The 26,585-nt window shown below is 63.7% G+C and carries 22 protein-coding genes and 2 pseudogenes; 22 read left to right on the top strand and 2 right to left on the bottom strand.

Annotated features, from left to right (window positions below):
• Positions 1-21: 21 nt before the first annotated feature.
• The 22 genes and pseudogenes from H681_RS12305 to H681_RS12400 all read left to right on the top strand — a co-directional run bounded on the left by H681_RS12305 (position 22) and on the right by H681_RS12400 (position 22,374).
• Positions 22-1,710 carry a GMC family oxidoreductase gene (locus H681_RS12305; RefSeq protein WP_015477189.1) on the top strand — a complete coding sequence of 563 codons (1,689 nt, stop codon included), beginning with the start codon at positions 22-24 and terminating at the stop codon, positions 1,708-1,710.
• A gap of 296 nt (positions 1,711-2,006) precedes the next feature.
• Positions 2,007-3,563, top strand: coding sequence for an acyl-CoA synthetase (locus H681_RS12310; protein WP_015477190.1), 1,557 nt, complete (start codon positions 2,007-2,009; stop codon positions 3,561-3,563).
• 37 nt (positions 3,564-3,600) lie between these two features.
• Complete coding sequence (locus tag H681_RS12315) at positions 3,601-4,785, top strand: lipid-transfer protein (RefSeq protein ID WP_015477191.1); 1,185 nt, start codon at positions 3,601-3,603, stop codon at positions 4,783-4,785.
• Between the two features lie 16 nt (positions 4,786-4,801).
• Positions 4,802-5,242 (top strand): MaoC family dehydratase N-terminal domain-containing protein, encoded by a 441-nt coding sequence (locus H681_RS12320; RefSeq protein WP_015477192.1) that lies wholly within the window; start codon positions 4,802-4,804, stop codon positions 5,240-5,242.
• 12 nt (positions 5,243-5,254) lie between these two features.
• Positions 5,255-5,662, top strand: a complete 408-nt coding sequence (locus tag H681_RS12325) for a MaoC family dehydratase (RefSeq protein ID WP_015477193.1) — start codon at positions 5,255-5,257, stop codon at positions 5,660-5,662.
• Between the two features lie 15 nt (positions 5,663-5,677).
• Positions 5,678-6,505 (top strand): SDR family NAD(P)-dependent oxidoreductase, encoded by an 828-nt coding sequence (locus H681_RS12330; protein WP_015477194.1) that lies wholly within the window; start codon positions 5,678-5,680, stop codon positions 6,503-6,505.
• A 68-nt stretch (positions 6,506-6,573) separates the two neighbouring features.
• Positions 6,574-7,722 (top strand): acyl-CoA dehydrogenase family protein, encoded by a 1,149-nt coding sequence (locus tag H681_RS12335; RefSeq protein WP_015477195.1) that lies wholly within the window; start codon positions 6,574-6,576, stop codon positions 7,720-7,722.
• A gap of 70 nt (positions 7,723-7,792) precedes the next feature.
• Positions 7,793-8,584: an enoyl-CoA hydratase/isomerase family protein gene (locus tag H681_RS12340; protein WP_015477196.1), complete on the top strand. Its 792-nt coding sequence runs from the start codon at positions 7,793-7,795 to the stop codon at positions 8,582-8,584.
• 31 nt (positions 8,585-8,615) lie between these two features.
• On the top strand, positions 8,616-10,022 hold the full coding sequence (locus H681_RS12345; RefSeq protein ID WP_015477197.1) for a coniferyl aldehyde dehydrogenase: 1,407 nt from the start codon (positions 8,616-8,618) through the stop codon (positions 10,020-10,022).
• Between the two features lie 52 nt (positions 10,023-10,074).
• Positions 10,075-11,160, top strand: a complete 1,086-nt coding sequence (locus H681_RS12350; RefSeq protein WP_015477198.1) for a Zn-dependent alcohol dehydrogenase — start codon at positions 10,075-10,077, stop codon at positions 11,158-11,160.
• Positions 11,161-11,230: 70 nt separating this feature from the next.
• The gene (locus H681_RS12355; RefSeq protein ID WP_015477199.1) at positions 11,231-12,208 is read left to right on the top strand and encodes an NAD(P)H-dependent flavin oxidoreductase; all 978 of its coding nucleotides are present in this window, start codon (positions 11,231-11,233) and stop codon (positions 12,206-12,208) included.
• Entirely contained in the window at positions 12,205-12,657 is a 453-nt protein-coding gene (locus tag H681_RS12360) for a PaaI family thioesterase (protein WP_015477200.1), read from the top strand. The genes H681_RS12355 and H681_RS12360 overlap by 4 nt, the downstream gene beginning before the upstream one ends.
• A 14-nt stretch (positions 12,658-12,671) precedes the next feature.
• Positions 12,672-13,061 carry a Zn-ribbon domain-containing OB-fold protein gene (locus H681_RS12365; protein ID WP_015477201.1) on the top strand — a complete coding sequence of 130 codons (390 nt, stop codon included), beginning with the start codon at positions 12,672-12,674 and terminating at the stop codon, positions 13,059-13,061.
• Positions 13,058-14,209 (top strand): thiolase, encoded by a 1,152-nt coding sequence (locus H681_RS12370; RefSeq protein WP_015477202.1) that lies wholly within the window; start codon positions 13,058-13,060, stop codon positions 14,207-14,209. The genes H681_RS12365 and H681_RS12370 overlap by 4 nt, the downstream gene beginning before the upstream one ends.
• A 314-nt stretch (positions 14,210-14,523) precedes the next feature.
• Positions 14,524-15,717, top strand: coding sequence for an acyl-CoA dehydrogenase family protein (locus H681_RS12375; RefSeq protein WP_015477203.1), 1,194 nt, complete (start codon positions 14,524-14,526; stop codon positions 15,715-15,717).
• Between the two features lie 13 nt (positions 15,718-15,730).
• Entirely contained in the window at positions 15,731-16,870 is a 1,140-nt protein-coding gene (locus H681_RS12380) for an acyl-CoA dehydrogenase family protein (protein WP_015477204.1), read from the top strand.
• Positions 16,871-17,088: 218 nt separating this feature from the next.
• Positions 17,089-17,838, top strand: a complete 750-nt coding sequence (locus H681_RS12385) for an electron transfer flavoprotein subunit beta/FixA family protein (RefSeq protein WP_015477205.1) — start codon at positions 17,089-17,091, stop codon at positions 17,836-17,838.
• Positions 17,838-18,782 carry an electron transfer flavoprotein subunit alpha/FixB family protein gene (locus H681_RS12390; protein WP_015477206.1) on the top strand — a complete coding sequence of 315 codons (945 nt, stop codon included), beginning with the start codon at positions 17,838-17,840 and terminating at the stop codon, positions 18,780-18,782. Before H681_RS12385 ends, H681_RS12390 begins: the two co-directional genes overlap by 1 nt.
• A 118-nt stretch (positions 18,783-18,900) precedes the next feature.
• A pseudogene (locus H681_RS27220) lies at positions 18,901-19,008 on the top strand (hypothetical protein); the annotation flags it as partial.
• 99 nt (positions 19,009-19,107) lie between these two features.
• Positions 19,108-19,182, top strand: a pseudogene (locus H681_RS27225) (hypothetical protein); the annotation flags it as partial.
• A 192-nt stretch (positions 19,183-19,374) separates the two neighbouring features.
• On the top strand, positions 19,375-20,256 hold the full coding sequence (locus H681_RS12395; RefSeq protein ID WP_015477207.1) for a hypothetical protein: 882 nt from the start codon (positions 19,375-19,377) through the stop codon (positions 20,254-20,256).
• Between the two features lie 825 nt (positions 20,257-21,081).
• Positions 21,082-22,374 (top strand): tyrosine-type recombinase/integrase, encoded by a 1,293-nt coding sequence (locus tag H681_RS12400; protein ID WP_177324584.1) that lies wholly within the window; start codon positions 21,082-21,084, stop codon positions 22,372-22,374.
• A 393-nt stretch (positions 22,375-22,767) separates the two neighbouring features.
• Here the strand turns inward: H681_RS12400 and H681_RS12405 are convergent, their stop codons facing one another.
• Complete coding sequence (locus H681_RS12405) at positions 22,768-25,752, bottom strand: DEAD/DEAH box helicase (protein ID WP_015477209.1); 2,985 nt, start codon at positions 25,750-25,752, stop codon at positions 22,768-22,770.
• 1 nt (position 25,753) lies between these two features.
• Complete coding sequence (locus H681_RS12410) at positions 25,754-26,548, bottom strand: Hachiman antiphage defense system protein HamA (protein ID WP_015477210.1); 795 nt, start codon at positions 26,546-26,548, stop codon at positions 25,754-25,756.
• Between the last annotated feature and the right edge of the window lie 37 nt (positions 26,549-26,585).

Here is a 26,585-nt window from a genome sequence, read left to right on the forward strand (position 1 = left end):
AACAATAAGAAAGGTGAACAGATGGAACGGATATTCGATTACATCGTGGTCGGCGCAGGTTCCGCCGGCTGCGCCGTGGCGGGACGCCTCGCCGATGCCGGCTGCAAGGTCGCACTGCTGGAAACCGGTGGCCACGACCACAACGGCAAGGTGACGGTACCGGTCGGCCTGGTGCTGACCATTCCGCGCAAGGGCGATTACAACTACGCCTACGAAAGTACCGCGCAGCCGAGCCTGGCCGGGCGCGCCAGCTACCTGCCGCGCGGTCGTGGGCTGGGCGGCAGCTCGTCGATCAACGGCATGCTGTACCTGCGTGGCACGCCGTCGGATTATGACGGCTGGGCCCGTCAGGGCTGCGAAGGCTGGAGCTGGAAGGAAGTTCTGCCGTTCTTCAAGCGCGCCGAGAACAACGAGCGCGTCGCCGGCCGTGACGACGAACTGCACGGCGGCAGTGGCCCGCTGCATGTGACCGATCCGCGTTCGCCCTGCTCGTGGGCGCGCCATTTTATCGAGGCGGCGGCCAGCGTCGGCCACCCGTACAACCACGACTTCAATGGGCCGAAGCAGGAGGGCGTGGGTTACTTCCAGGTCACCCAGTTCAACGGCGAGCGCTGGAACTCGGCGCGAGCCTACCTGCACCGTGGCAAGGCCGAGGATGCGGCGCACAACGGCGGCCGGAGCAACCTGCAGGTACTCACCGGTACCCGGGCGCTGCGCGTCCTGTTCCAGGACAAGCGTGCGCTCGGCGTGCTGGTGGAGCGCGAGGGCCGGGAAGTTGAGCTGCATGCCGCACGGGAAGTGATCGTCTGTGCCGGCAGCCTGGTATCGCCGCAACTGCTGATGGTTTCCGGCATCGGCCCGGCCGCGCACCTGCGCCAGATGGGGATCACCCCGCTGCACGATGCGCCGCAGGTGGGGCAGAACCTCCAGGAACACCCGGACCTGATCCTGCACAAGCGCATCTTCAGCACCGACCTGTTCGGCGTGACCGTGCGCGGCGCGCTCAGCTACCTGGGGCAATGGCGCAAGTACAAGCGCGAGCGCGGCGGCCTGTTCACCCGCACCTTCACCGAGGCCGGCGCCTTCCTCAAGACCGACCCCGGCCTGGCCGATCCGGACATCCAGCTGCACTTCGTGATGTCCTCGGGCGACAACCACGGGCGCACCTTCCACTACGGCAGCGGCTATTCCGTCCATGTCTGCGTGCTGCGCCCGCACAGCCGCGGACAGATCCGCCTGACCAGCGCGGATATGCGCGATGCTCCGCAGATCGAGCTGAACCTGCTGAAGGACGAGCGTGACATGGCGACCATGCTCAAGGGCGTGAAGATCGTCCACCAGATCCTCGAACAGCCGGTGCTCACGCGCTTCGGCGGAAAACCGCTGTTCCACGGACACCTGAAGTTCGACGGCAGCGACGACGAAGCCGTGAAGCAGATGATCCGCGAGCATTGCGACAACGTTTATCACCCGGTGGGTAGTTGCCGGATGGGTGGCGACGAGCAGTCGGTGGTCGATCCGCAGCTGCGCGTGCGTGGCGTGCAGGGGCTGCGGGTGGCGGATGCCTCGGTGTTCCCGGCGCAGGTCGGCGGCAACACCAACGCGCCAGCCATCATGGTGGGCGAGCGGTGCGCGGACCTGCTGCTGGCGGACTACCGCGCCGGCCAGGATGACCGCACAAAGGCCCGTGGCGAAGCGCTGACGGGCTGAAACGGGGTTGTACGGGGGAGGGCCGGGCGGCTTCGGGCGCCTGGCCCTTTTTATTGCGTGCAGGTTGGTCCCTCGCTGCTGGAGCGTCCGCTTCGCGAGCGAGCTCACTCCTAAGAAGAGCTGTCCGGCGCGCGCCTGCAGGGGCGAGCTCGCGAACCGCCATCCGCCGCGTCGCCCCTCTAGTTCATTCGAACCATCCATCAATCCCCTGCAGGTTCATCCCTTCGACCGACGCCGCGTCCGGCGTCGCTCCCTAGTATCGATCGCACAAGAACAACACCCATTGGAGACCCTCCATGTACCTGACCCAAGGCCTGCAGCGCATGCTGCAGCAGGACCCGGACCACGTCGCGACCATCTTCCGCGGCCGCACGCGGACCTTCCGCGAGCAGGGCGAGCGCGTCTCGCGGCTGGCAGCGGCCCTGCAGGCGCTGGGCATGCGCGTCGGCGACCGGGTCGGCATGCTGGCCCTGAACTCTGATCGCTACCTGGAATACATGCTGGCCACCTGGTGGGGCGGCGGCGTGCTGAACCCGGTGAACATCCGCTGGAGCGTGCCGGAGATCGTCTACTCGCTGGACGACTGCCAGACCGAAATCCTGCTGATCGACGACCACTTCCTGCACCTGGCCGAAGGCATTCGCGCCGGCGCCAAGCGCTCCCCGGTGCTGGTCCATGTCGGTGACGGCGCGGCGCCCGAAGGCATGCATTCCTTCGAAGGCCTGATCGCCAGCCACCAGCCCATTGCCGATGCCCTGCGCGGCGGCAACGACCTGGCCTCGATCATGTACACCGGCGGCACCACCGGCCTGCCCAAGGGCGTGATGCAGTCGCACATGAATCTCTGGTCCTCCGCCGTGGCACGCATGGCCGAATACCCGGCCGAGGAACAGTCGCGCACCCTGCATGCCGCGCCGATGTTCCACACCGCGGCGATGGCGCGTTGCCTCAGCCAGGTGATCAGCGGCGACGTCAACGTGTTCATCCCGATGTTCGACGCGCTGGAAGTGCTGCAGACCATCGAGCGCGAACGCATCAACGAGATACTGCTGGTGCCGACCATGCTGCAGGCGGTGATCAGCCACCCGGACTTCGAGCGTCACGACCTGTCCTGTCTGAAGCGCATGGCCTATGGCGCCTCGCCGATTTCCCTGCCGGTGCTCGAGCAGGCGCTGGCCAAGCTCCCCGGCATCGCCTTCATGCAGGCCTACGGCATGACCGAGTCCTCGCCGGTGATCTCGGTGAGCCCGGAATGGACCCACGAAGCCGCAGGCATCGCCAGTGGCCTGGTACGCAGCGCCGGTCGTGGCGGCTACGGCGGTCTGGTGAAGATCGTCGACGAAGAGGGCAACGAAGTGCCGCGCGGCACCGTGGGCGAGATCATCGTCTGCGGCCCGAACGTCATGCTCGGTTACTGGAACCGCCCGGAAGAGACCGCCCAGGCCCTGCGCAACGGCTGGTTGTACACCGGCGACGGTGCCTACATGGACGAGCGCGGCTTCCTGTTCATCGTCGACCGCCTGAAGGACATGATCGTCACCGGCGGCGAGAACGTGTACTCCGCCGAGGTCGAGAACGTGGTGGCCCGCCACCCGGCCGTGCAGAGCTGCGCGGTGATCGGCATCCCCCACGAACGCTGGGGCGAGGCGGTGCACGCGGTGGTGGTGCTGCACGCCGGCAGCGACGTCTGCCCCGACGACATCCGTGCCCATTGCGCCCAGCACATTGCGGGCTACAAGTGCCCGAAATCCGTGGAGTTCGTTGCCGCGCTGCCGCTTTCGGCGGCCGGCAAGGTACTCAAGCGCGACCTGCGCGCCCCCTACTGGAAAGACCAGAAACGTGCCGTCAACTGACGGCGCACTGCACGACTCACCCCCCAAGGAGAACGACATGAGCAATAAAGTAGTGGTGGCAGGGGTCGGCATGATCCCCTTCACCAAGCCGGGCCAGAGCGACGAGTACCACATCATGGGCGCCAATGCGGCCAAGGCCGCCCTGGCCGACGCCGGCGTGGACTATGCGCTGGTGCAGCAGGCCTACGTGGGTTACGTCTACGGTGACTCCACCTGCGGCCAGGCCGCGGTGTACGGCGTAGGCCTGACCGGTATCCCGGTGGTCAACGTCAACAACAATTGCGCCACCGGCTCCACCGCGCTGTTCCTGGCGCGCCAGGCCGTGGAAAGCGGTGCGGTGGATTGCGCCATCGCCCTGGGCTTCGAGCAGATGGTGCCGGGCGCACTGAAGGGCGCCTACACCGATCGCACCGGTCCGATGGACCGCTTCGCCAAGACCATGATCCAGGTGCAGGGCTTCGACGAGGCCGCCCCGCGCGCCGCGCAGTTCTTCGGTGGTGCCGGCCGCGCCTACATGAAGGAATATGGCATCAGCCGCGAAGTCTTCGCCCGCATCCGTGTGAAGGCCAGCCAGCACGCCGCGCGCAACCCGCTGGCGGTGTTCCGCAATGTGGTGAGCGTCGATGAAGTCATGGCCTCGCCGATGATCTTCGACCCGCTGACCCGCCTGCAGTGCTGCCCGCCGACCTGCGGCGCCGCCGCCGCCATCGTCTGTTCCGAGGCCTTCGCCAAGAAGCACGGCCTGCGCACCGACGTGGTGATTGCCGCCCAGTCCATGACCACCGACCGCAACAGCACCTTCGACGAAGGCGACATGCGCAAAGTGGTGGGCTACGACATGACCCGCAACGCCGCCAATATCGTGTACGAGAAGGCCGGCGTCGGCCCGCAGGACATCCAGGTCGTGGAGCTGCACGACTGCTTCACCGCCAACGAACTGATCACCTACGAAGGCCTGATGCTGACCCCCGAAGGCACCGCCGAGAAGTTCATCCTCGACGGCGACAACACCTACGGCGGCCGCGTGGTCACCAACCCGTCCGGCGGCCTGCTGTCCAAGGGCCATCCGCTGGGCGCCACCGGTCTTGCCCAGTGCTTCGAGCTGACCCGTCAGCTGCGCGGCACCGCCGACGCCACTCAGGTGGACGGCGCGCGCTTCGCCCTGCAGCACAACCTGGGCCTGGGCGGCGCCTGCGTGGTCACCCTGTACCAACGCCAGTGATCAGGGAGCCGCACGCATGATCGACAAGAGCCATATCGGCGCCGTGGTTTCCAGCCACACGCAACTGGTCGAGGCGGGGCGCCTGCGCTTCTTCGCCAAGGCCACCGGCCAGGCGGATCCGCGCTACAGCGACGAGACCGCCGCCCGCGACGCCGGCTACCCCGGCCTGCCGGTGCCGCCGACCTTCCTCTTCTGCCTGGACATGGAAGCCGGCGGTTCGGGTTCGGTGCTCAAGCGCCTGAACATCGACCTGGGCCGCATCCTCCACGCCGAGCAGGGCTTCACCTATCACCGCATGGCCTTTGCCGGCGAACGCCTGTCGTTCGAGACGAAGATCGTCGACATCTACGACAAGAAGGGCGGCGCCCTGGAGTTCGTGGTACGCGAAACCCGCGTCACCAACGGTGACGGCGAGCTGGTGGCGGAACTGCGCAACAGCCTGGTCGTACGCAACTAAAAGGAGACGTGCGTGAACCTGAATGCTATCGCCGTCGGCGACGAACTGCCGAGCTTCACCACCGATCCGGTGAACCGCACCACCCTGGCGCTGTACTGCGGCGCCTCGGGGGACCACAACCCGATCCACGTCGACATCGACTTCGCGAAGAAGGCCGGCATGCCCGACGTGTTCGCCCACGGGATGCTGTCGATGGCCTACCTGGGCCGACTGCTGACCAACTGGGTACCGCAGGAGCGCCTGCGCGGCTTCTCCGTGCGCTTTGCCGCCATCACCCAGCTGGGTGACGCCATCACCTGCTCCGGCCGCGTGCTGGAGAAGGACGAGGCCGCCGGCACCCTGCGCCTGGAAATCACCACCCGCAACCAGGCGGGTGAAATCAAACTGTCCGGCGAAGCCATCGTGGCCCTGGACGCCTGAAACAGGAGAATAACAATGAGCAAGAAACTCGCAGGCCAGGTCGCCATCGTCTCCGGCTCCGGTCGTGGCATCGGTCGTGAAATCGCCCTGAAACTGCACCGCGACGGCGCCGCCGTGGTGGTCAACGACCTCGATGCGGCCCCGGCCGAGGAAGTGGTCGCGCAGATCGTCAGCGAAGGCGGCAAGGCTGTCGCCTGCGTCGGTAGCGTCACCGACAAGGATTTCGGCGAGCGTTTCGTGAAGACCGCCCTGGAATCTTTCGGCGGCCTCGACATCATCGTCAATAACGCCGGCTACACCTGGGACAACGTGATCCAGAAGATGACCGACCAGCAGTGGGACGACATCATGGAAGTCCACGTCTCCGCGCCGTTCCGCATCCTGCGCGCCGCTTCCGGGCACTTCCGCGAAGCCGCCAAGAAGGAAGCCGAGGAAGGCCGCGAGGTGTTCCGCAAGGTGGTCAACATCTCCTCCGTCTCCGGCGTGATGGGCAACCCTGGTCAGGCCAACTACTCGGCCGCCAAGTCCGCGATCAACGGCCTGACCAAGGCGCTGGCCAAGGAGTGGGGCCGCTACAAGGTGTGCGTGAACAGCGTTGCCTTCGGCCTGATCGAAACCCGTCTGACCTCCGCCGCGGCCGGTGAGGGCGCCACCATCAACGTCGGCGGCCGCGAGCTGAAGGTCGGGATCAGCGAGCAGATGGCGAAGAACGCCGCGTCGCTGATCCCGATGGGCCGCGCCGGTACCCCGGAAGAGGCCGCCGGTGGCGTGTACCTGTTCTGCATCCCGGAGTCCAACTACGTCTCCGGCCAGGTGCTGATTGTCGGCGGCGGTCGTCCCTGACCGTCCTTTCCAGCCGCCGCCAGGCGGCTGGATTTCTTTTCTCCCGAATCGTCTCCCGAGGAGCCGCCATGAGCGCCACTCAATCGCCGTGGATCACCGACGACCTGGTGATCTTCCAGGACTCCATCCGCCGCTTCATCGCCAACGAGCTGGCGCCCCATGAGGAGCGCTGGTGGAAGCAGCAGCACATCGACCGCGACATCTGGCTCAAGGCCGGCGAGTTCGGCATGTTGCTGCCGAGCATCCCCGAGCAGTACGGTGGTGGCGGCGGCACCTTCGCCCACGACGCCATCGTCACCCTGGAACAGAGCCGGGCAATGTGCACCAGCCTGGGTACCAACGTGCACAGCGGCATCGTCGCGCACTACATCCTGCGCTACGCCAGCGAGGAGCAGAAGCTCGAGTGGCTGCCGAAGATGGCCCGCGGCGAGCTGGTGGGCGCCATTGCCATGTCCGAGCCGGGCGCCGGTTCCGACCTGCAGGCGATCAAGACCCGCGCCGTGCGCGATGGCGACGAGTACGTCATCAATGGCTCCAAGACCTTCATCACCAACGGCTTCCACGCCGACATCATCCTGGTGGTGGCCAAGACCGACCCGGAGAAAGGCGCCAAGGGCACCTCGATCGTGGTCGTCGAAACCAAGGACCTGGCCGGCTTCCGCCGTGGCCGCATCCTCGAGAAGATCGGCCAGAAGGGCCAGGACACCACCGAGCTGTTCTTCGACGACGTGCGCGTGCCGGCCGCCAACCTGCTCGGCCCGGAGGAGGGCAAGGGCTTCATCCAGCTGATGCAGCAACTGCCCCAGGAACGCATGATCATCGCCCTCGGCGCGCTGGCCACGATGGAACGCGCGGTGGAAGAAACCGCCGAGTACGTGCGCAGCCGCAAGGTGTTCGGCCAGACCCTGCTGGATCTGCAGAACACCCGCTTCAAGCTCGCCGAGTGCAAGAGCATCGCCACCATCGCCCGCGCTTTCATCGACGACTGCATGGTCAAGGTGCTCAAGGGCGAGCTGTCCGGCGAAACCGCGGCGATGGCCAAGTGGTGGAGCACCGAGCAGAACTGCAAGGTGATCGACGAGTGCCTGCAGTTGCACGGCGGCTACGGCTACATGCTCGAGTACCCCATCGCGCGGATGTACGCCAACGCCCGGGTGGGCCGCATCTTCGGCGGCTCCAACGAAATCATGAAGGAAATCATCGCCCGCACCCTGTGATGCGGGTGGGTCAGGCCGCCTCACCGGGCGGCCCGGCCATTCCCGCCGGGATGCCTGCCGTGAGGTACGCATGTCGAGCATCGAACTTTCTATCGAAGACGGGTTGGCGCGCCTGACGCTGGCCAGTCCGGAACGCAAGAACGCGCTGTCCACGGCGATGGTCGCCGAACTGATCGACGCGCTTACTGCACTGCGCCGCAACCCGGATGTGCGCGCACTGCTGTTGAGCGGTGCCGGCGGGGCGTTCTGCTCCGGCGGTGACGTCAGCAGCATGGGCGGCACGCCAGAAGCCGGTGCGGTGCGCATGCGCATGACCGAGACCAACCGGGTGCTGGCGGCGCTGGCCGACTTCGACCGGCCCGTGGTGGCGCTGGTGGATGGCGTGGCCTACGGCGCTGGCTTCAGCCTCGCCCTGGCCGCCGACTTCGTCATCGCCAGTGATCGGGCGCGCTTCTGCATGGCCTTCGCCCGCATCGGCCTGGTCCCCGATCTTGCCGCCTCCTGGCTGCTGCCGCGCCTGGTGGGCATGCAGCGGGCCCGCGAGATCATTTACTCGGCCCGCGAAATCGGCGCGACGGAAGCGGTGCAACTGGGCATCGCCCTGGAGACCCACGCGGGTGAACGCGCCGCCGCGCGCGCCGAGGAACTGGCCCGGGCGCTTGCGCAGATGTCGCCGCCGGCCTTCGCCATGAGCAAGCGCCTGCTGGCCCGCAGCCTAGAGAACGACCTGGCGACCCAGCTCGACGCCGAGGCCGCCGCCCAGGCTGTGGCGCTCACCTCCGGCTACGTGAAGGAAGCTTCGGCCCGCTTCATGCGCAAGGAGGCCCCGCAGTACCAGTGGCCGACCCTGCGCGACGACTGAATAACCAGAAGAATCCATCAGGAGACCCGTCATGACCCAGACCACTCCCGGCGCCGCCATTCGCGCCATCCTCGACCGTCAGCGCGCCGCGCACCTGGCCAGCGAACCGATGAGCGCCGAGCGACGCATCGAGCTGATCGACCGCGCCATCGGCCTGTTGGTCGATCACCAGGACGAGATCGTCGCCGCCGTGCGCGCCGACTTCGGCCAGCGCAGCGATGACTTCTCCCGCGTGGTGGAAGTGCTTTCGCCGCTGGCGAGCCTGAAGCAGACCAAGGCCCAGCTCGCCGGCTGGATGCAGCCCGAACAGCGCCCCTGCGAGCGTGGCGAGGCCTGGGTGGAGTACCAGCCGCTGGGGGTGGTAGGTATCGTCACGCCGTGGAACTTCCCGGTGAACATGGTCTTCACCGGCCTGGCCGGGGTACTGGCCGCCGGTAACCGGGCGATCATCAAGCCGTCGGAGTTCACCCCGCACAGCTCGGAGCTGATCGCGCGGATGATCGCCTCGGTGTTCGCCGAGGACGAGGTCGCCGTGGTCACCGGCGGGGCGGAAGTCGGCCAGGCGTTCTGCGCCCAGCCCTTCGACCACCTGCTGTTCACCGGCGCTACCAGCATCGGCAAGCAGGTGATGCGTGCCGCCGCCGAGAACCTGGTGCCGGTGACCCTGGAACTGGGCGGCAAGTCGCCGACCATCATCTCCCGTTCGGCCGACTTCCAGGCCGCGGTACAGAAGATCGTCGCCGGCAAGCTGCACAACGCCGGGCAGATCTGCCTGGCGCCGGACTACGTGTTCGTCCCCGAGGAGTCGCTGGACGACTTCATCGCCAGCGCCCGCGAGGTGGTGGCGCGCTTCTACCCGAGCCTGCGCGACAACCCCGACTACACCTCGGTGATCAATGCCCGCCACCGGCAGCGCCTGCAGGGCTACCTGGACGAAGCGCGCGAGGCTGGCGTCGAGCTGGTCGAGCTGAACCCGGCCGGCGAGGACTTCGCCGTGCAAAGCGCGCACAAGCTGGCGCCGACCCTGCTGCGCAACCCCGGCGACGAGCTGAAGGTGATGCAGGACGAGATCTTCGGCCCGCTGCTGCCGCTCAAGCCGTACAAGGACATCGGCGAGGTGATCGCCTACATCAACGCCCATCCGCGCCCGCTGGGCCTGTATTACTTCGGCAACGACGCCGACGAACAGGCCCTGGTGCTGCGCCGTACCACCTCCGGCGGGGTGACCCTCAACGACGTGATCAAGCACGTCGGTATCGAGAGCCTGCCGTTCGGCGGCGTCGGTCCCTCGGGCATGGGTGCCTACCACGGCCGCGACGGCTTCCGCGCCTTCAGCCACGCCAAGGCCGTGTTCAAGCCGGCCGAAGGTCCCGACCTGATGCGCCCGCCGTACATCGAGCAGGTCAAGCAGATAGTCGCCTCCCTGATCACCCGTTAAGACCCACCGGGCGCGGTATGGGCCGCGCCCACTGCTCAAGAGGTTTTCCCTTATGAAGGCTGCCGTTTTCCATCAACCGGGCGCTGCGCTGACCATCGAGGAAGTCAGCATCAGCAAGCCCGGTCCGCGCGAAGTACTGATCCGCACCGTCGCCAGCGGCGTCTGCCACTCCGACCTGCATGTGGTCGATGGCATGTACCCCTATCCGCTGCCGGTGCTGCTCGGCCATGAGTCGGCCGGCATCGTCGAAGCGGTCGGCGCCGACGTGCGCAGCGTCAAGCCGGGCGATCACGTGGTCACCTGCCTGTCGGCATTCTGCGGCTGCTGCAGCGACTGCGTGACCGGCCACATGAACCGCTGCCAGTCGCCCAGCACCAAGCGCGGTGCCGGGGAAGAGCCGCGCGTGAGCTACGTGCAGAAGCCGATTCCGCAGTTCATGAACCTCGGCGGCTTCGCCGAGCAGATGCTGGTCCACGAGAACGCCTGCGTGGCGATCCGCAAGGACATGCCGCTGGACCGCGCGGCGCTGCTCGGTTGCGCGGTCATCACCGGCACCGGCGCGGTGTTCAACACCGCCAGCGTGCGTCCCGGTGAAACCGTGGCGGTGATCGGTTGCGGCGGCATCGGCCTGGCAACCATCAATGGCGCGGCCCTGGCCGGCGCCACGCGGATCATCGCCATCGACATGCTCGATTCCAAGCTGGAACTGGCCAGGACCTTCGGTGCCACCGATGTGGTCAACGGCAAGGATGGCGATGCCGTGCAGCAGGTGCTGGAAATGACTCGCGGCGGCGTGCACTACGCCTTCGAATGCATCGGCCTTAAGCAGACCGCCGAGCAGGCCTTCGGCATGCTCCGTCGTGGCGGCAGCGCGACCATCATCGGCATGATCAAGCCGGGTGTGAAGATCGAAGTGCCTGGCCTGGACTTCCTCGGCGAGAAGAAAATCCAGGGCTCGTTCATGGGTTCCAACCGTTTCCCGGTGGACCTGCCGCGCCTGGTGGACTTCTACATGCAGGGCCGTTTGAAGCTCGACGAGATGATCTCGCAGCGCATCAAGCTGGAGCAGATCAACCAGGCCTTCGACGAGCTCAAGCGCGGCGAGCTGGCCCGCTCGGTGATCATCTTCGATCAGTGAGTGTCCGTTGGCCGGGAGCGTGCGCCGCTCCCGGCAGCGTTCCCATCCAACCGAATTTCGAGACAGCAGCATGAAAACACGCATTACCGAGCTGTTCGGCATCCGCTACCCGATCATCCAGGGCGGCATGATGTGGGTCGGCCGCGCCGAGATGGCCGCCGCCGTCTCCAACGCCGGCGGCCTGGGCATCCTCACCGCGCTGACACAGCCGACCCCGGAGGCGCTGGGAGAGGAAATCGCGCGCTGCCGCACGCTCACCGACAAGCCCTTCGGTGTCAATCTGACGTTGCTGCCGTCGATCAACCCGCCGCCCTACGAGCAGTACCTGGACGTGATCATCGCCAGCGGCGTGAAGGTGCTGGAAACCGCCGGCAACAACCCCGGCGAGTTCATCGCCAAGGCCAAGGCGGCTGGCATGACGGTGATCCACAAGTGCGTGGCCGTGCGCCACGCGCTCAAGGCGCAGAGCCTGGGCGTGGACGCGGTGTCCATCGACGGCTTCGAGTGCGCCGGCCACCCCGGCGAGGACGACGTGCCGGGCCTGGTGCTGATTCCGCTGGCGGCCAGCCGCCTGCAGGTGCCGGTGGTCGCCTCCGGCGGCATCGCCGACGGGCGTGGCATGGCCGCCGCACTGGCGCTCGGCGCGGAAGGGGTGAACATGGGCACGCGCTTCTGCGCCACCCGCGAAGCGCCGATCCACGACAACATCAAGCGCGCCCTGGTCGGCGCCACCGAGCGTGACACCCGGCTGATCTTCCGCACCCTGCACAACACAGCGCGGGTGCTGCGCAATCCGATCTCCGAGGAAGTGGTGAGCATCGAGCAGCGCGGCAACGCACAGTTCGAGGACATCCGCCACCTGGTGGCCGGAGCCCGTGGCCGCGCGGCGCTGGAGAGCGGCGCAGCCGATGACGGCATCGTCACCGCCGGTCAGTGCGTGGGCCTGATCGACGACATCCCGACCTGCGCCGAGCTGCTCGAACGCATGGTGCGCGACTGTCGCGCCGCCCTGGGCCGTGCCCGTGGCTACCTGGGAGACGAGGCATGAGCGCGATGGATTGCGTGGAGGAGGGCGGTGCGGTACCGGCGGGCTTCGAGCCGATGGTGCGGCCCGGCTTCGTCAACAATTGCCGTGGCGTCTACGTCAATCTGGAGCGCCGCATGGTGGCCGCACGTATCCTGCCCGAGCACCTGAATCCGCTGGGCATCGCCCACGGCGGCTTCCTCGCGACCCTGGCCGACACCGGCTTCGGCACGACGATCAAGCTGACCGCCGGCAGCGAGCTGCCGCCGGCCACCATCAATCTGGACATGGACTACCTGAGCCCGGCGCTGCCGGGACGCTGGATCGAAGTCCAGGTGCAGATCCACAAGCTCGGCCGCAGCATCAGCGTGGCCAGCTGCGACCTGCTCGACGGCGACAAGCTGGTGGCGCGCGGCAAGGGCACCTTCATCAATAACACGCGCAGCCTGCACGGCCGCGTCGATCAGAAGTGAATCAGGAGCCTGTCATGGCCGAGACTCCCCAAGCCGCCGCGCCCGTCGGGCCGGAGGCGCAGTACCAGCGATTCCTCCAGCAGGGCCGCTTCATGATCCAGCGCAGCGCGTCCAGCGGCCGCCATGTGTTCTACCCGCGCGTTGCCATCCCCGGCACCGGCGAAACCGACCTGGAATGGGTAGAGGCGGCTGGCACCGGACGCATCTACGCCATCACCGTGAACCGCTCGCGCAACGCCAGCCACAACGTGGCGCTGATCGACCTGGACGAAGGCGTGCGCATGATGTCGCGCATCGAGGGCCGGGAAACCGCGTCCATCGGCAGCCGCGTGAAGGCTCGGGTGATCGAGGAAGAGGGGCAGGCGCTCGTGGTGTTCGACGTGATCGATGAGGTGCAGGCATGAATGCGTCCCTTCGCGGCAAGACCGCCATCGTCGGCATCGGCAGCGCCGGTATCGGCGAGGCCCACGGTTTCAGTGCAATGGAATTGCTCGGCCAGGCGTCGCTGAAAGCCATCGCCGATGCCGGGCTGAAACTCTCCGACGTCGATGCGGTGTTCTCCGCCACCAGCTCCCACGCCTTCCCGACGCTCTCGGTGTGCGAGTACCTGGGCATCAAGCCGAAGTTCGTCGATGGTACCAACGTCGGCGGTTCCAGCTTCGAATGGCACCTGCTGCAGGCGACCCTGGCACTGCAGGCCGGGCTGTGCGACGTGGCGCTGATCTGCTATGGCTCCAACCAGCGCACCGCTGGCGGCAAACTGGTGTCGATGAGCGAACCGCAGTGGCATGAGACGGCCTACAAGCCGCGCCACCCGATCACCTCCTACGCGCTGGCGGCCAGCCGGCACATGCACCAGTACGGCACCACCCGCGAGCAACTGGCGGAAGTGGCGCTGGCCGCGCGCGGCTGGGCCAACCTCAACCCGGAGGCCTTTGCCCGTGGCCCGCTGAGCATGGATGACGTGCTCGCCGCGCGGATGGTCAGCGACCCGCTGAGCGCTGCCGACTGCTGCCTGGTCACCGACGGCGCGGGCGCCTGCATCATGGTCCGCGCCGATCGCGCCCGCGACCTGCCGAACAAGCCGGCGTACTTCCTCGGCGCAGGCGGCGCGCAGTGGCACCGTTCGGTGGTGTGCATGCCGGACTTGACCGTCACCGCCGCCTCGGAAAGCGGCCCGCGCGCCATGCAGATGGCCGGTGTGAGCCACGCCGACATCGACCTGGTGATGCTCTACGACGCCTTCACCATCAACACCATCCTGTTCCTCGAAGACCTCGGCTTCTGCGCCAAGGGGGAGGGCGGGCGCTTCGTCCAGGACGGGCGCATCGCTCCCGGCGGCGAACTGGCGGTGAATACCAACGGTGGCGGCCTGTCCTGCGTGCATCCGGGGATGTACGGGATGTTCCTGATCCTCGAAGCGGTGACGCAGATTCGCGGCCAGGCGGGCGAGCGGCAGCTGAAGAAGGCGGATATCGCCTTGCTGCATGGCAACGGCGGCACGCTGTCGAGCCAGGTCACGGCCTTCCTGGGGAGCGCGGCGGCGCTTTGATCCAGCGCCGAGGTTGGGCAAACCTGTAGGACCGAGGGGGACGCCTAGTTCTTGCTCGCGAACAGAGGTTACCGGCTACCCCATCCTTTCCGGGATATCTGGTTCGCGAGCAAGCTCGCTCCTACAAAGAACAAAAAGCCCGCCCGGCCCACGCCGTGCGGGCTTTCTACTTCCCGGGCCAACAAAAAATCCCTCCCGAAATTGGTCCGAACGAACTACAGCCAGCCCCTCGGCACATCCCGATACTCAACGACGGTACCCAACCGGTCGCCCCTGCGCGGCCCACAAGAACAACAGGTCTGAGGAACACCTCGATGGACATCCACTACACGCCCGAAGAGCTGGCCTTCCGTGAGGAAGTGCGGGCCTTCCTGCGCGACAAGCTGCCGGCCGAACTGGCCGCCAAGGTCAAGCTCGGCAAGCGCCTGAGCAAGGAAGACAACGTCTTCTGGATGCGCACCCTGAACGAGCGCGGCTGGCATGCCTCGCTGTGGCCGGTGGAGCACGGCGGCACCGGCTGGAGCGTGGTGCAGAAGTACATCTTCGAAGAGGAGTGCGCGATCTTCGGCGCGCCGCGCGTGCTGCCGTTCGGCGCCGTGATGGTCGGCCCGGTGATCATCAAGTTCGGCACCGAGGAGCAGAAGGCCCATTACCTGCCGCGCATCCTCGACATGACCGACTGGTGGGCGCAGGGCTACTCCGAGCCTGGCTCCGGCTCCGACCTCGCCAGCCTGAAGACCCGCGCCGTGCGCGAGGGCGATCACTACATCGTCAACGGCCAGAAGACCTGGACCACGATGGGCCAGCACGCCGACTGGATCTTCTGTCTGGTGCGCACCGACCCCCAGGCCCAGGCCCAGCGCGGCATCAGCTTCCTGCTGATCGACATGAAGTCGCCGGGCGTGACCGTGCGGCCGATCATCACCCTGGACGGCGAGCACGAAGTCAACGAAGTGTTCTTCGACGACGTGAAAGTTCCGGTGGCCAACCTCGTCGGCAAGGAAAACGAGGGCTGGACCTGCGCCAAGTACCTGCTGACCCACGAACGCACGGGGCTTGCTGGCATCGGCTTCTCCAAGCAGTTGCTACGCCAGCTCAAGGCCATCGCGGCGCGTGAGCACAAGGGCGGCAAGCCGCTGATCGACGATCCGCTGTTCCGCGCCCAGATCGCCGAGCTGGAAATGCAATTGATGGCGGCCGAGATGAGCAACCTGCGCATCCTCGCCGCGGCCCGCGAAGGCGGTGGCAGCGGCGCCGAGAGTTCGATTCTCAAGGTGCGCGGCACTGAGATCCGCCAGGCCATCACCCACCTGCTGCGCAAGGCGGTCGGCCCGTACGCGCTGCCGTTCCTGGAAGAAGAAATGGAAGCCTGCACCGGCGATCTGCTGCACACCGACTACAGCGCCACCGCTGCCAGCCAGTACTTCATCATGCGCAAGCTCTCGATCTACGGCGGCTCCAACGAGATCCAGAAGAACATCGTTTCCAAAGTGAACCTCGGACTCTGAGAGGCAGCCGACTATGGACTTCAAACTCAACGAAGAGCAGCAGATGCTGCAAGACACGGCGGCACGTCTGGTACGTGATGCCTATGGATTCGAGCAACGCGAAGCCTATCGCCGCAGCGAACTGGGCTACGGCGCGGACTTCTGGCGTCAGCTCGGCGAACTGGGGCTGACCTCGGTGTCCCTGCCGGAAGCCTACGGCGGCTTCGGTGGCGGCGTGGAAAGCATGCTGGTGCACACCGAGCTGGGCCGCGGCCTGTGCCTGGAGCCGTACCTGCAATCGGTGGTCTACGCCGGCGGCCTGATTGCGCAGCTGGGTAGCGAGACGCAGAAAGACGAACTGATCGGTGCGCTGGCCAGCGCCGAGCTGCAGGTCGCGGTGGCCTTCGAAGAGCCGCACAGCCACTACGAACTCAACGCGGTCAGCACCCGTGCCGAAGCGGTGAACGGTGGCTGGCGGCTGTCCGGGCGCAAGGTTGCGGTGATTGGCGGGCACAGTGCCGGGCTGATCCTGGTATCGGCGCGCGTCTCCGGTGCCGAGCGAGACGAGCAGGGCATCGCTCTGTTCCTGCTGGACCCGACTGAAGCCGGGGTGAAGCGCCGCGTCTACCCGACCGCCGATGGCTTCAAGGCTTGCGAGCTGTACCTCGATGGCGCCTTCGTGGCTACCGAACGGGTGCTGGGCGAACCGGGCGCGGCCTTTGCGGCGCTGCGCTATCAGCAAGGCCGCGCCATCGCCGCGCAATGTGCCGAAGCCGTGGGGGCGATGGAAGCGACCTGCGAGCTGACCCTGGATTATCTGAAGACCCGCAAGCAGTTCGGCGTCGCCATCGGCTCCTTCCAGGTCCTGCAGCACCGCATGGTGGACATGCGCGGCGAACTGGACCAGGCCAGCAGCATGGCGATCCTCGCCGCCTGCGTCGCCGACCAGCCGGACAGCGCCGAGCGCAGCCGCGCCCTGGCCGCCGCCAAGTACATCGTCACCCGTGCTGGCCGTTTCATCTCCGAGCAGTGCATCCAGCTGCACGGCGGCATCGGCCTCACCGACGAATACCTGGGCTCGCACTATGCCAAGCACCTGGTGATGATCAGCCACCAGTTCGGCGACGACGATCACCACCTGCAGGCGTTCAGTCAATTGATGGACGTTGCATAGTCTGTTGGTAACGTCAAAACAGCAACGCAGGGCGCTTCCTGCTTTTCGTAGGAGCGAGCTTGCTCGCGAACAAACCTCGCTGCGGAGCTGTTCGCGAGCAAGAACCAGGCGTCCCCCTCGCTCCTACAGTCCCCTGGCGGTATCGCAGGTGACGCCCCATTCCCTGAGTCACCCCTTGTTCCGGGCCGCGAGGCCCGGCTTTCTTTCAGGAGTCCCCGATGAAAGTCCTCGTAGCCGTCAAGCGCGTGGTCGACTTCAACGTCAAGGTCCGCGTCAAGGCGGATAACTCCGGCGTCGACCTCGCCAACGTCAAGATGTCCATGAACCCCTTCTGCGAAATCGCCGTGGAAGAGGCCGTGCGCCTGAAAGAGAAGGGCGTCGCCACCGAGATCGTTGCGGTCTCCGTCGGTCCGAACGCCGCCCAGGAGCAACTGCGCACCGCGCTGGCGCTGGGCGCCGATCGCGCCATCCTCGTCGAGTCCAACGACGAACTGAGCTCCCTGGCCATCGCCAAGGCCCTGAAGGCCATCGTCGACAAAGAGCAGCCGCAGCTGGTCATCCTCGGCAAGCAGGCCATCGACAGCGACAACAACCAGACCGGCCAGATGCTGGCTGCGCTGACCGGCTACGCCCAGGGCACCTTCGCCTCCAAGGTCGAGGTTGCCGGCGACAAGGTCAACGTCACCCGTGAAATCGACGGCGGCCTGCAGACCGTTGCGCTGAACCTGCCGGCGATCGTCACCACCGACCTGCGCCTGAACGAGCCGCGCTACGCGTCGCTGCCGAACATCATGAAGGCGAAGAAGAAGCCGCTGGACGTGGTGACCCCGGACGCCCTGGGCGTTTCCACCGCTTCCACCGTGAAGACCGTGAAAGTCGAAGCGCCGGCTGCCCGCAGCGCTGGCGTCAAGGTCAAGTCCGTTGCCGAACTGGTCGAGAAACTGAAGAACGAGGCGAAAGTAATCTGATGGCTATCCTGGTAATCGCTGAGCACAACAACGGCGCACTGGGCGCTGCCACTCTGAACACTGTCGCTGCCGCACAGAAGATCGGTGGCGACATCGCTGTCCTGGTCGCTGGCCAGAACGTCGGTGGCGTGGCTGAAGCCGCTGCCAAGATCGCCGGTGTTTCCAAGGTGCTGGTCGCCGACAACGCCGCCTACGCTCATCAACTGCCGGAGAACGTTGCTCCGCTGATCGCTGCTCTTGTTGGTGAGAATGGGGGCAAGGGCTACAGCCACGTGCTGGCGCCGGCCACCACCAACGGCAAGAACTTCCTGCCGCGCGTCGCCGCGCTGCTGGACGTCGACCAGATCTCCGAGATCATCGACGTGGTCAGCGCCGACACCTTCAAGCGCCCGATCTATGCCGGCAACGCCATCGCGACCGTGCAGTCCTCGGCCGCCGTCAAGGTCATCACCGTGCGTGGCACCGGCTTCGACGCCGCGGCTGCCGAAGGTGGCTCCGCCGCCGTTGAAGCGGTTTCCGGCCCGGCCGATGCCGGCAAGTCCGCCTTCGTCGGCGAAGAGCTGGCCAAGTCCGACCGTCCGGAACTGACCGCTGCCAAGATCGTCGTTTCCGGCGGCCGTGGCATGGGCAACGGCGACAACTTCAGCATCCTTTATGCCCTGGCCGACAAGCTGGGCGCCGCGGTCGGCGCTTCCCGTGCCGCGGTCGATGCCGGCTTCGTGCCGAACGACATGCAGGTTGGCCAGACCGGCAAGATCGTCGCGCCGCAGCTGTACATCGCGGTGGGCATCTCCGGCGCCATCCAGCACCTGGCGGGCATGAAGGACTCCAAGGTCATCGTGGCGATCAACAAGGACGAAGAGGCACCGATCTTCCAGGTCGCCGACTACGGCCTGGTGGGTGACCTGTTCGAAGCTGTGCCGAGCCTCGAAGCGGCAGTCTGAGGACTGCCAACACTCCGGGACCTTGTGGTCCCGGCGCTTTCCTCCGGACTGGTTGGCACACCCCATATACAAGGGGCAGAGCCAGTAATGACCAGTGCTCCGGCGTGACAGCAGCCATAACCTGCTGCTCAAACCGGACGAAGAAGGGCTGGTGGAGGGCTTAGCCGCCAACATCTCCGAGCGCGTCCAGGCCCAGCCACGCCTACAGAGCCTCAACGAAGAACTGGCTGCCCTAGGTACTTGTCCTTGTACCTCGGCGGCGTCGCGGGCTTCGCGCAACTGGTGGTTGAGCGTATCCAGCTCACGGGTGCGGGTGGCGACGCGCTGCGCCAGTCATGATCTGCTGCAGCCGCTGAACGCCGCGCGGCTGCTGCTCTCGACCCTCCGCGAGCGACAGCTGAACAAGCCGGTACGAGGGCGGTGCTCAGTTCGCTGGTGCAGGGGTAGGGTGGGGGAGTCCGGGAGACTGCCCTCCGATCCGCGCGACCACAGATCGGTTATTCCACAGATCGATGTGGATGAAACTAGAGTTTGCGGTATTTCCGCAGACGACGCACTGGCATGGAGCGCTTGCTGCAGCAAGGAGGTCAGTATGAAAGCGCTACTGCTGTTGCTCAGCGCCAGCCTGTTCATCGCACCTGCCGTGGCCAGTGAATGGGATCGCGACGATCCGAAACCAGACCAACCCAGTCCGGTCGAGAGTCCGGCACCGGCGTACGAGGCCTCCCCACCGAACGGCCTTCATCCAGCGTCAGCGAGTACTGTGCCGGCCTCAACCGCCATCACCAATAGCGCTGGGAATATGGTGGCGGGGATCGAGGTGGCGCGCAGGATCTTCAGCGCAAGGATAGGCGGCAAGCCTCGTCGCTGTGATGCCGCAGTCATTGACTTCCCGCGCTGGGAGGGTTTTCCCGTACAGCGTTGCGACTACTATGACACGGGGGTACGCGTTAAGACCTACATGCTCAACCCTTCGATTTATCAGCTCTCCCGATGGACTGTGACCGCCTGCAAGGACGCCGGGGCGCTCAACATGCGGGACTGTGTCAGCGTCGTAGCCGAGACCATCATCACGGCCTCAACCGGCGTCTTTCCCGTCTCGGGATTCATACCGGAGCCCGCCAAACCTGCAGGCCGGCACAGCAATCAAATGCTTTGCCTCTTGTTCAGGGATGGTGTGACGGTGCATTCCGCCCAGTTTGTCGAGGCTCCCGCAGCGGTCAATGGAACCTGTCCATCCGTGGATCACGGAGCATTGGTAACCCGTGCCATGCCATTCGCTCGAGTCGCATCGACCACGCGTGATGAATATCGTGCTCATGGTGGGGCTATCTTCGTCGGAACCGATGGCGATGGTAGCGCGCACTGGCTGGATGTCGTTCGCAAGCTTTATCAGAGGGCCTGGACCAGTGAGCGTAACGAGCTGATTTCAGCGAAGGCCGTGGCCATGCATTCACAGCATCTTTTTGAGTGATTCGAGAGCAGAGAGGGAAAGGAGCACCTACCACGTAATATTTAATTTAACATAATATACATTATGCGAAGCCTAGGGTTACCAAGTGCGGCCCAACTTGACCTGTCGGCCAGCATTAAAAAGTGGACTCGCACACTGGCACGATTTTTCTGCTTATAAATCATCAAATTAGACCTCAATTCTTGGTTTCGGCGAGCAGTTTGGCTTGCTTCGATAACCCTAGCCCGTCGAGATTTAAATCTCGGTTTATCATGGGCTTAATGCCTTTCAAGCCCAGGCGTGCGCAGTCGCACTAATTAGTGGATTGGTCGCAGTAATCAGTAGACTGAGCCTACCCCTAGAGCCCATTTTTCTAAGATCTAGTGGCCTTACTGCTGCGTTTCTTTCTATAAACCAATCAGTTAACGAGTAAAAAATAGACTTCCTGTGCGCAATAAAAAGTGGACTGGGATGACGCATCTCTGGATGCGTATCGCGTGGCATGAAGGACACTCCTGGAGGCGCGATTTAACTGGACGTCCGCTCACCGTTCACGCTGCTTCCGATCAGCTATCCTCGGCGGACTGTCTGTTCCTTCCCGAGACCGATCTGACTTGCAATGAGTCCTGCCAAGCTGTGGGAGATCGTATCGAGGCACAACGGAGAAGTCGTTTTCACCACTGCATGCCATTGGACTGCACTCTGCTACGGCAAGTCCCGGGTACTCACTTCTACTGAGGACACCATGTGCAGGAATGTAATATCCGATAATCATCAGACCCGGATATTGCGTAACCTGCTGAAAACCACCATCCTAGATGGCATAACACAGTCGCAACGTATGCCATGCCTCAAACACCTCAGCCCTTGTTCGACACCTTCGAACGATTTCACGAACTCAATTTCCTGGGATTAAGCGCTGAGCTTCCAGTGGTGCTCGGCTACCTGCGAGCCTTGCCAGAGGGATGCATGGCCATCGATAGCTATGTGGCTGTGCGTGGATTTCTCAAGTCGTATGCCGGCAACCACGCCACGTACAACTCATACCGTACCCATGTGGAGCGCTTGCTCCTATGGTCTGTCCTGATCGCAGAAAAGCCGCTCATCGAGCTGCGACGCCGGGATGCTGAGGCCTTCATGGAGTTCTGCCTCCGTCCGCCCGCTGAATGGATTGGCCCGATCGTTAAGTCTCGCTTCGTGCGAGTTGGCGGAAGGAAACGGTCTGAAAGTGACACGTATGGCGTGAATGAGGATTGGCGTCCTTTTGCTACTACTGCTCCGAAACGAGATCGGAAAATCGCTTCGGAAACGCTGACCGCCCTCCCCTCGAGCGTCTACAAAATGTCCCAGGGATCTGTGGCTCAGGTATTTGCCGTGTGCGGCAGCTTCTTTCAGCACGCGATAGACGAAGGGTTCACCGAGGTGAATCCATTCCGGGCAGTCAAACAGAAGTCGGTCTACAAGCAGCGTAACACCCTGGATGTGGCTTCTCGGTCACTGACCCAGCTGCAGTGGAGCTTTGTCATTGAAACTGCCGAGTTCATGGCGGCAGCTGACCCTGCTCATGAGCGCACTCTGTTTATAGTCGCCACTCTGTTCTCTATGTATCTGCGTGTCTCTGACCTTGTGGGGCGTGATAACTGGCAGCCCGTCATGGGGGATTTCCGTCGAGATACGACAGGGAACTGGTGGTTCCACGTTGTTGGTAAAGGGAACAAGGCGGCGAAAATTAGCGTGCGCGACGAGTTCATAGAGTCCTACCTGACCCGGTACCGTAAGCATCTACAGCTGCCTCCCCTTCCCTCTGCGCATGAAAAGCGGCCGTTGCTCAGCACGCTAAAGGGGCGAGGCGGTCTTTCTGATCGTCACATCAGGCTTTTGCTTCAGAAGGTATTTGATCAAGCCCTTCAGAGGATGCGAGAGGAAGGCTGGAGCGATGACGAGGTAGATCAACTTCGTTCGGCTTCACTGCATTGGCTCCGCCACACATCCGCCACCTTCGACGCACCACATCGTGACATGAAGGATCTGCAGGCAGACTTGCGCCATAACAGCTTAAGCACTACGCAAAACACGTATTACAACTCTCTGGATGAGCAGCGTGCGCACTCTGTGAAAAAGATGAAAATTAAGAATTGATGCTGTGGTCAACCTCAGGGCCGTTAGGCCAGAAGGTGAGGCAATAGATATTCATGGAGCGCACGTCCTTCGCAATGCTGGGCAGCTTCCCAGCTGGAGCATAGATACAACCAGTGGATGGCCGTATGGCTCAGAGAGTGAAATCTCGACTGAGGTTCTTTGATCAGCCTCGCCATTCGTCTATGTCCGCTATGTGTTAGCTGCCTCTTGCCAGTGTTAGGAATTGGGCCAAAAGCAGCGCTCCGCTTCTCACTCGGTACCAGGAGGCCTAATAGCGCCCCAGCCGGCTCGGCCCAGGAACGTAGCAAGATCGCCTTCGCTTGGGCCCTAGAACGGCCACTTTCATCCCTTGCTTAATCTTAACCAATACGCATCACTATCGGCCTGGCCCACCTACCCCACTCCGCCGACATCCTTCAGGGTGTTGGAGTAGACAAACTCGCCTAGCGCGTCACGCCACTCATCCGGATAGTTTTCAAGTGACTGCAGCGCCACTGCCTTGGCACTCGCGTGTTGGACAGCAGGAGTTAAGGCTTGGATTGCATTACCCAATGCGACGTATGCCTTTCGATGCCGTACCCCACCATTAGCCAGTAGAACTCCGAAACGCGAGGGCGCACCAAACTTGAGATGCTCGGCGAATGCCGCTACCCCGTCGTTCACCGCAATCCCACGTTCGAGCAACAGTCGGGCAAGAAGCGAGACGCCCTGCTCGACCAGTGTTTGCAACGAATACGTGATCGCGCGCGTGTGGATCCCCAGGATCTCGTCAACTTCCATCTGTGTTGCTTGGGCGATCTTGGCGTAGGTTGCACCACGTACCCACTGCCGAATGATCCCGAAGAACGTGGCTTTGACGGTTTCAAGATCCTGACCATTCTCGAGCCTGAATGCCACGCGCACATCTGACTTGAGCTCTGTATCCTGCCAGGCCCACTCCAGAATCGCTGAAAGGATATCGTCCGAAGCAGGATCGACAGGGCTCGCCCAATCTGCCCTGCTCGGCAACAGAACCTGTTCGACGAACTCCAGAAGGCGCACCTTGGCTCCAGTAGCTTGAAGCCATGCGATCTTGCCATCTGCCCTGAGCGCAATTAGACGCTGGGCGCGCAACTTAAAGACCGTCCGCAGCGTGACGGCAGAACCAACTGGAAGCTGGTGGGCAGCAAACGTATGGTCGGACAGGTCGGTAGCCAACCTTAGAAACTCAGCGTCCCCGATCTCTTCCGCGATCAGCTCGATGAGCGTTGCATCCACACCATCAATGAGTGGATGACTGGCAGGCTGACTCTCCAAGAACTGATTGTCGAGCGCGATACTGTGAGTCCTCAGGAAGTGCTCAAGCTCTCCAATCAAGGTACGCAGTGAACCTCTGACGGGCTCTCCTGCCCCCGCAGTAGCGACGGGAAGAACCAACCACCACTGATCAGGATTCGCACAGATCACCAACCCCCTGGTATTGGCGCCGGCACGACCGGCTCGACCAACCAGGTTCTTGATGTCACGGGCGAGCATGTTCTCGGGCCGTCCGCTGCCCATGCGACGCTGCACCGAATACAGAACAAGCGAGCGGATCGGCAGGTTTACCCCTTCTGCGAGCGTGCTGGTACAGATGACCAGTTGGACTCGTCGATCCCGCAGAAGCTCCTCCAAAACCTCTCGTGTCTCCTGGGGGATGTCACCGTGATGCAGCACAGCCCCATTGTGCAGCGACCTCGTACCTATCCAGGCTGCACCAAATTCAGTTTCGAGGTAGTCGACTCGCGTACGCAGCGCTTCAAGATCCGCATGGTCAATGGGCTTGGGTAACGGTAATGGATACTCCAACTGCTTGATGAGCTCTTCCGCCAAACCGATCGCACCCTGATCGCCGCGCTTGTTTGCGGCGAATATCGCCGTGGTTCCCATCGACAAAACCTTCCGGGCAGCGGCAACAGCCAGGGTCTTGGTTGATGAGAAGCCATAGGTCTTCGTGCGCGCCGTGCGGGCGTTCACGTACTGGAAGGTGTTCCGATCCAGGAAGCCATGGATTGAGTACTGCCGTTGCTGAGCATGCGGGTGCATGTCAAGACGAACGGACTTGCCCACTCCACTACCAGCGGATCGAAGGACGGAAAATTCGGCGATCGCCGGTCGATAGGTGCTTTTGATGACGGTGTCCTCGCCGCCGCCAAGCCATGCGTTGATTTCTTCGATATTAGGGATGATGGCCGACATGAATACGAAGCGGATCGGATTGACCTGGCGGGCCTTCATCCGCGCCAGTAACAGCTCCAGACCAATACCCCTGCCGGAGCTGTCGAGCAAATGCCCCTCATCGCAAATGACCAGCGATATCCGCTGAGCAAACGCTGGATCAGCACTGAGAATTCCGGACAGCGACTCAGGGGTCGCGATAAGCGCGTTGATGTGATCGAGCCCATGCACCTCGTCTCCCGATGGAATCGTCCCGCCATATGCGCAGCGCGCCGCGATCCCCAGGCCGTTTAGCTGACGCACCAGAGAATGGCGAAGCTCCGAAGCCAGCGACCGGTACGGCACGATCATGATCGCGACGTGGGTCGGATTGCGCTTCAGGTGCCAGTACAGCAACGTCTCGCAGAGCGTGGTTTTGCCGGCCCCCGTTGGCATTTGCAAGGAATAGCTTTCGGCGTTACCTAGCAGTCCCCTTTCGATAGCCTGTATCTGGGAGGGGAAGAACTCCCAGGTCGATGGTTTGCGATTGATGAAGGAATTGATCAGAGGCGTCCAAAAAGCATTCGCCCCCTCTGGCAGCACAGCCCGAAAATTCGATGCCTCGAAGCGAGCCAGCAGCCGACTGAGCAAGGCCGCTGCCACCCACGTATCCGGCCCATCCGCTAACGCGCTTTGTGCCTCGGTGGCGCTCGCCTCTACGTTGTCGCTAAGACCAAACAGGTCGCCACTGCGCAATTGCTCCCGCACCTCGATAGCAGTCTGAGATCCCAGGCTGCTCGGGCGGGCCAGGAAGTCATAGCACGCAGCCCATGGGCTTTGTGGATCAGTGGGCCGAGTAGACTGACGCATGGCCAGGCAGGCCGACGCTGGAAAGTCGCCAAAGTAAAACGCTGCTGCGGCAAACAGCGCTGCTTCATCCTTCGAGATACCCAGCGCTTCAACCTGCTCAGCCGGAGTCTCTTTCGAAAACTGGAGGAAGGCATTACCCAGCTGTGCCCAGTCGTCGCTTGGGGTATTCGTGGAGTGGATTCCGTCGAACAGCTCTCCCACGAGCGAGATGTAGTAGTCGGCAAGGCGATTCCCGATCTGGGCAAGCTCAATGGGCAATGCGGCTACAGAAAACTGACCTAGGTGCCGGGCCATGTCGGCGTCGTTGATCCAATTCTGGAGGGAGGCTCTCATATCAAAGCACCGACGCCCGCGCAGCTGCAAAAGCTGCGTTGTAGGTGGCATGTAGATTCGGCACTGAGATCACCACGAGTGTGTACTTGTCACTGGCCGTGGCGGGTGCATTGCTGAGCTCAGCAGTGACAAAGCTCTCACAGATAACGGCGACGGCCCTGTATCGCAGGGCAGCAGGCGGATGATCAACCGCGTTGATAAACCGGTTGAGAAGCGGAATGTCGACGTCACCAAGATCCTCAGTGATGGCGCGCTCACGGAGCCACACCAGTGTGCTCGCGAGCCGGCTGGTGCGATCTTTGGCGCAGTCTGTGATAGCAGAGCCGATTGGGTCTGAGGAAGCGGAAGTGGATTTGACCTTCACCTCAGCGCAAAGCACCTGGTCATCAGCACTGGCGGATGGACGTTGGGGCATGATGAAGTGAATGACATCCGACTTGGGTGCCGGTTTGGTTCTGTCCTGCTTGAGCCGCCATTTCTTGGGGCCTATCGCGGCCCCCGGATACTCCATGGCGGACTGGTAGAAGTAACCGAGCACCTCGCCGAAGTCTCCCGCCATAGTTGCGCCGGCATCCGGAAGCTTGCTCGCCAGAACGTCTGAAAGAGTAAGCCCATGGCGATCCGCCGCAGCCTCAAGCACCTCATCGGTGATGTAACAGCGACGCAATGGCTCGGCCATGGCCGCCTCCAAAAGCGCCACCTGCTGGGCGGTCATCCTGACCAGCACGTACGGCTGCTCCTGCTCGTGCGGGAACCACTGAACAGCGTTACCGAAGTCGAAACCGAGATCATCCATGAGTGATGGTCATCCTAGAAGAAGGCCTGTTAGCCGG

Origin of the sequence: Pseudomonas sp. ATCC 13867 (assembly GCF_000349845.1) — a bacterium.
Taxonomy (GTDB): domain Bacteria; phylum Pseudomonadota; class Gammaproteobacteria; order Pseudomonadales; family Pseudomonadaceae; genus Pseudomonas.

Excerpts from the sequence above, each read along its gene's own strand:
- H681_RS12305 (WP_015477189.1), top strand. The coding sequence starts at position 22 with ATGGAACGGATATTCGATTACATCGTGGTCGGCGCAGGTTCCGCCGGC.
- H681_RS12310 (WP_015477190.1), top strand. The coding sequence starts at position 2,007 with ATGTACCTGACCCAAGGCCTGCAGCGCATGCTGCAGCAGGACCCGGAC.
- H681_RS12315 (WP_015477191.1), top strand. The coding sequence starts at position 3,601 with ATGAGCAATAAAGTAGTGGTGGCAGGGGTCGGCATGATCCCCTTCACC.
- H681_RS12320 (WP_015477192.1), top strand. The coding sequence starts at position 4,802 with ATGATCGACAAGAGCCATATCGGCGCCGTGGTTTCCAGCCACACGCAA.
- H681_RS12330 (WP_015477194.1), top strand. The coding sequence starts at position 5,678 with ATGAGCAAGAAACTCGCAGGCCAGGTCGCCATCGTCTCCGGCTCCGGT.
- H681_RS12335 (WP_015477195.1), top strand. The coding sequence starts at position 6,574 with ATGAGCGCCACTCAATCGCCGTGGATCACCGACGACCTGGTGATCTTC.
- H681_RS12340 (WP_015477196.1), top strand. The coding sequence starts at position 7,793 with ATGTCGAGCATCGAACTTTCTATCGAAGACGGGTTGGCGCGCCTGACG.
- H681_RS12345 (WP_015477197.1), top strand. The coding sequence starts at position 8,616 with ATGACCCAGACCACTCCCGGCGCCGCCATTCGCGCCATCCTCGACCGT.
- H681_RS12350 (WP_015477198.1), top strand. The coding sequence starts at position 10,075 with ATGAAGGCTGCCGTTTTCCATCAACCGGGCGCTGCGCTGACCATCGAG.
- H681_RS12355 (WP_015477199.1), top strand. The coding sequence starts at position 11,231 with ATGAAAACACGCATTACCGAGCTGTTCGGCATCCGCTACCCGATCATC.
- H681_RS12360 (WP_015477200.1), top strand. The coding sequence starts at position 12,205 with ATGAGCGCGATGGATTGCGTGGAGGAGGGCGGTGCGGTACCGGCGGGC.
- H681_RS12365 (WP_015477201.1), top strand. The coding sequence starts at position 12,672 with ATGGCCGAGACTCCCCAAGCCGCCGCGCCCGTCGGGCCGGAGGCGCAG.
- H681_RS12370 (WP_015477202.1), top strand. The coding sequence starts at position 13,058 with ATGAATGCGTCCCTTCGCGGCAAGACCGCCATCGTCGGCATCGGCAGC.
- H681_RS12375 (WP_015477203.1), top strand. The coding sequence starts at position 14,524 with ATGGACATCCACTACACGCCCGAAGAGCTGGCCTTCCGTGAGGAAGTG.
- H681_RS12380 (WP_015477204.1), top strand. The coding sequence starts at position 15,731 with ATGGACTTCAAACTCAACGAAGAGCAGCAGATGCTGCAAGACACGGCG.
- H681_RS12385 (WP_015477205.1), top strand. The coding sequence starts at position 17,089 with ATGAAAGTCCTCGTAGCCGTCAAGCGCGTGGTCGACTTCAACGTCAAG.
- H681_RS12390 (WP_015477206.1), top strand. The coding sequence starts at position 17,838 with ATGGCTATCCTGGTAATCGCTGAGCACAACAACGGCGCACTGGGCGCT.
- H681_RS12395 (WP_015477207.1), top strand. The coding sequence starts at position 19,375 with ATGAAAGCGCTACTGCTGTTGCTCAGCGCCAGCCTGTTCATCGCACCT.
- H681_RS12400 (WP_177324584.1), top strand. The coding sequence starts at position 21,082 with ATGCCTCAAACACCTCAGCCCTTGTTCGACACCTTCGAACGATTTCAC.
- H681_RS12405 (WP_015477209.1), bottom strand. The coding sequence starts at position 25,752 with ATGAGAGCCTCCCTCCAGAATTGGATCAACGACGCCGACATGGCCCGG.
- H681_RS12410 (WP_015477210.1), bottom strand. The coding sequence starts at position 26,548 with ATGGATGATCTCGGTTTCGACTTCGGTAACGCTGTTCAGTGGTTCCCG.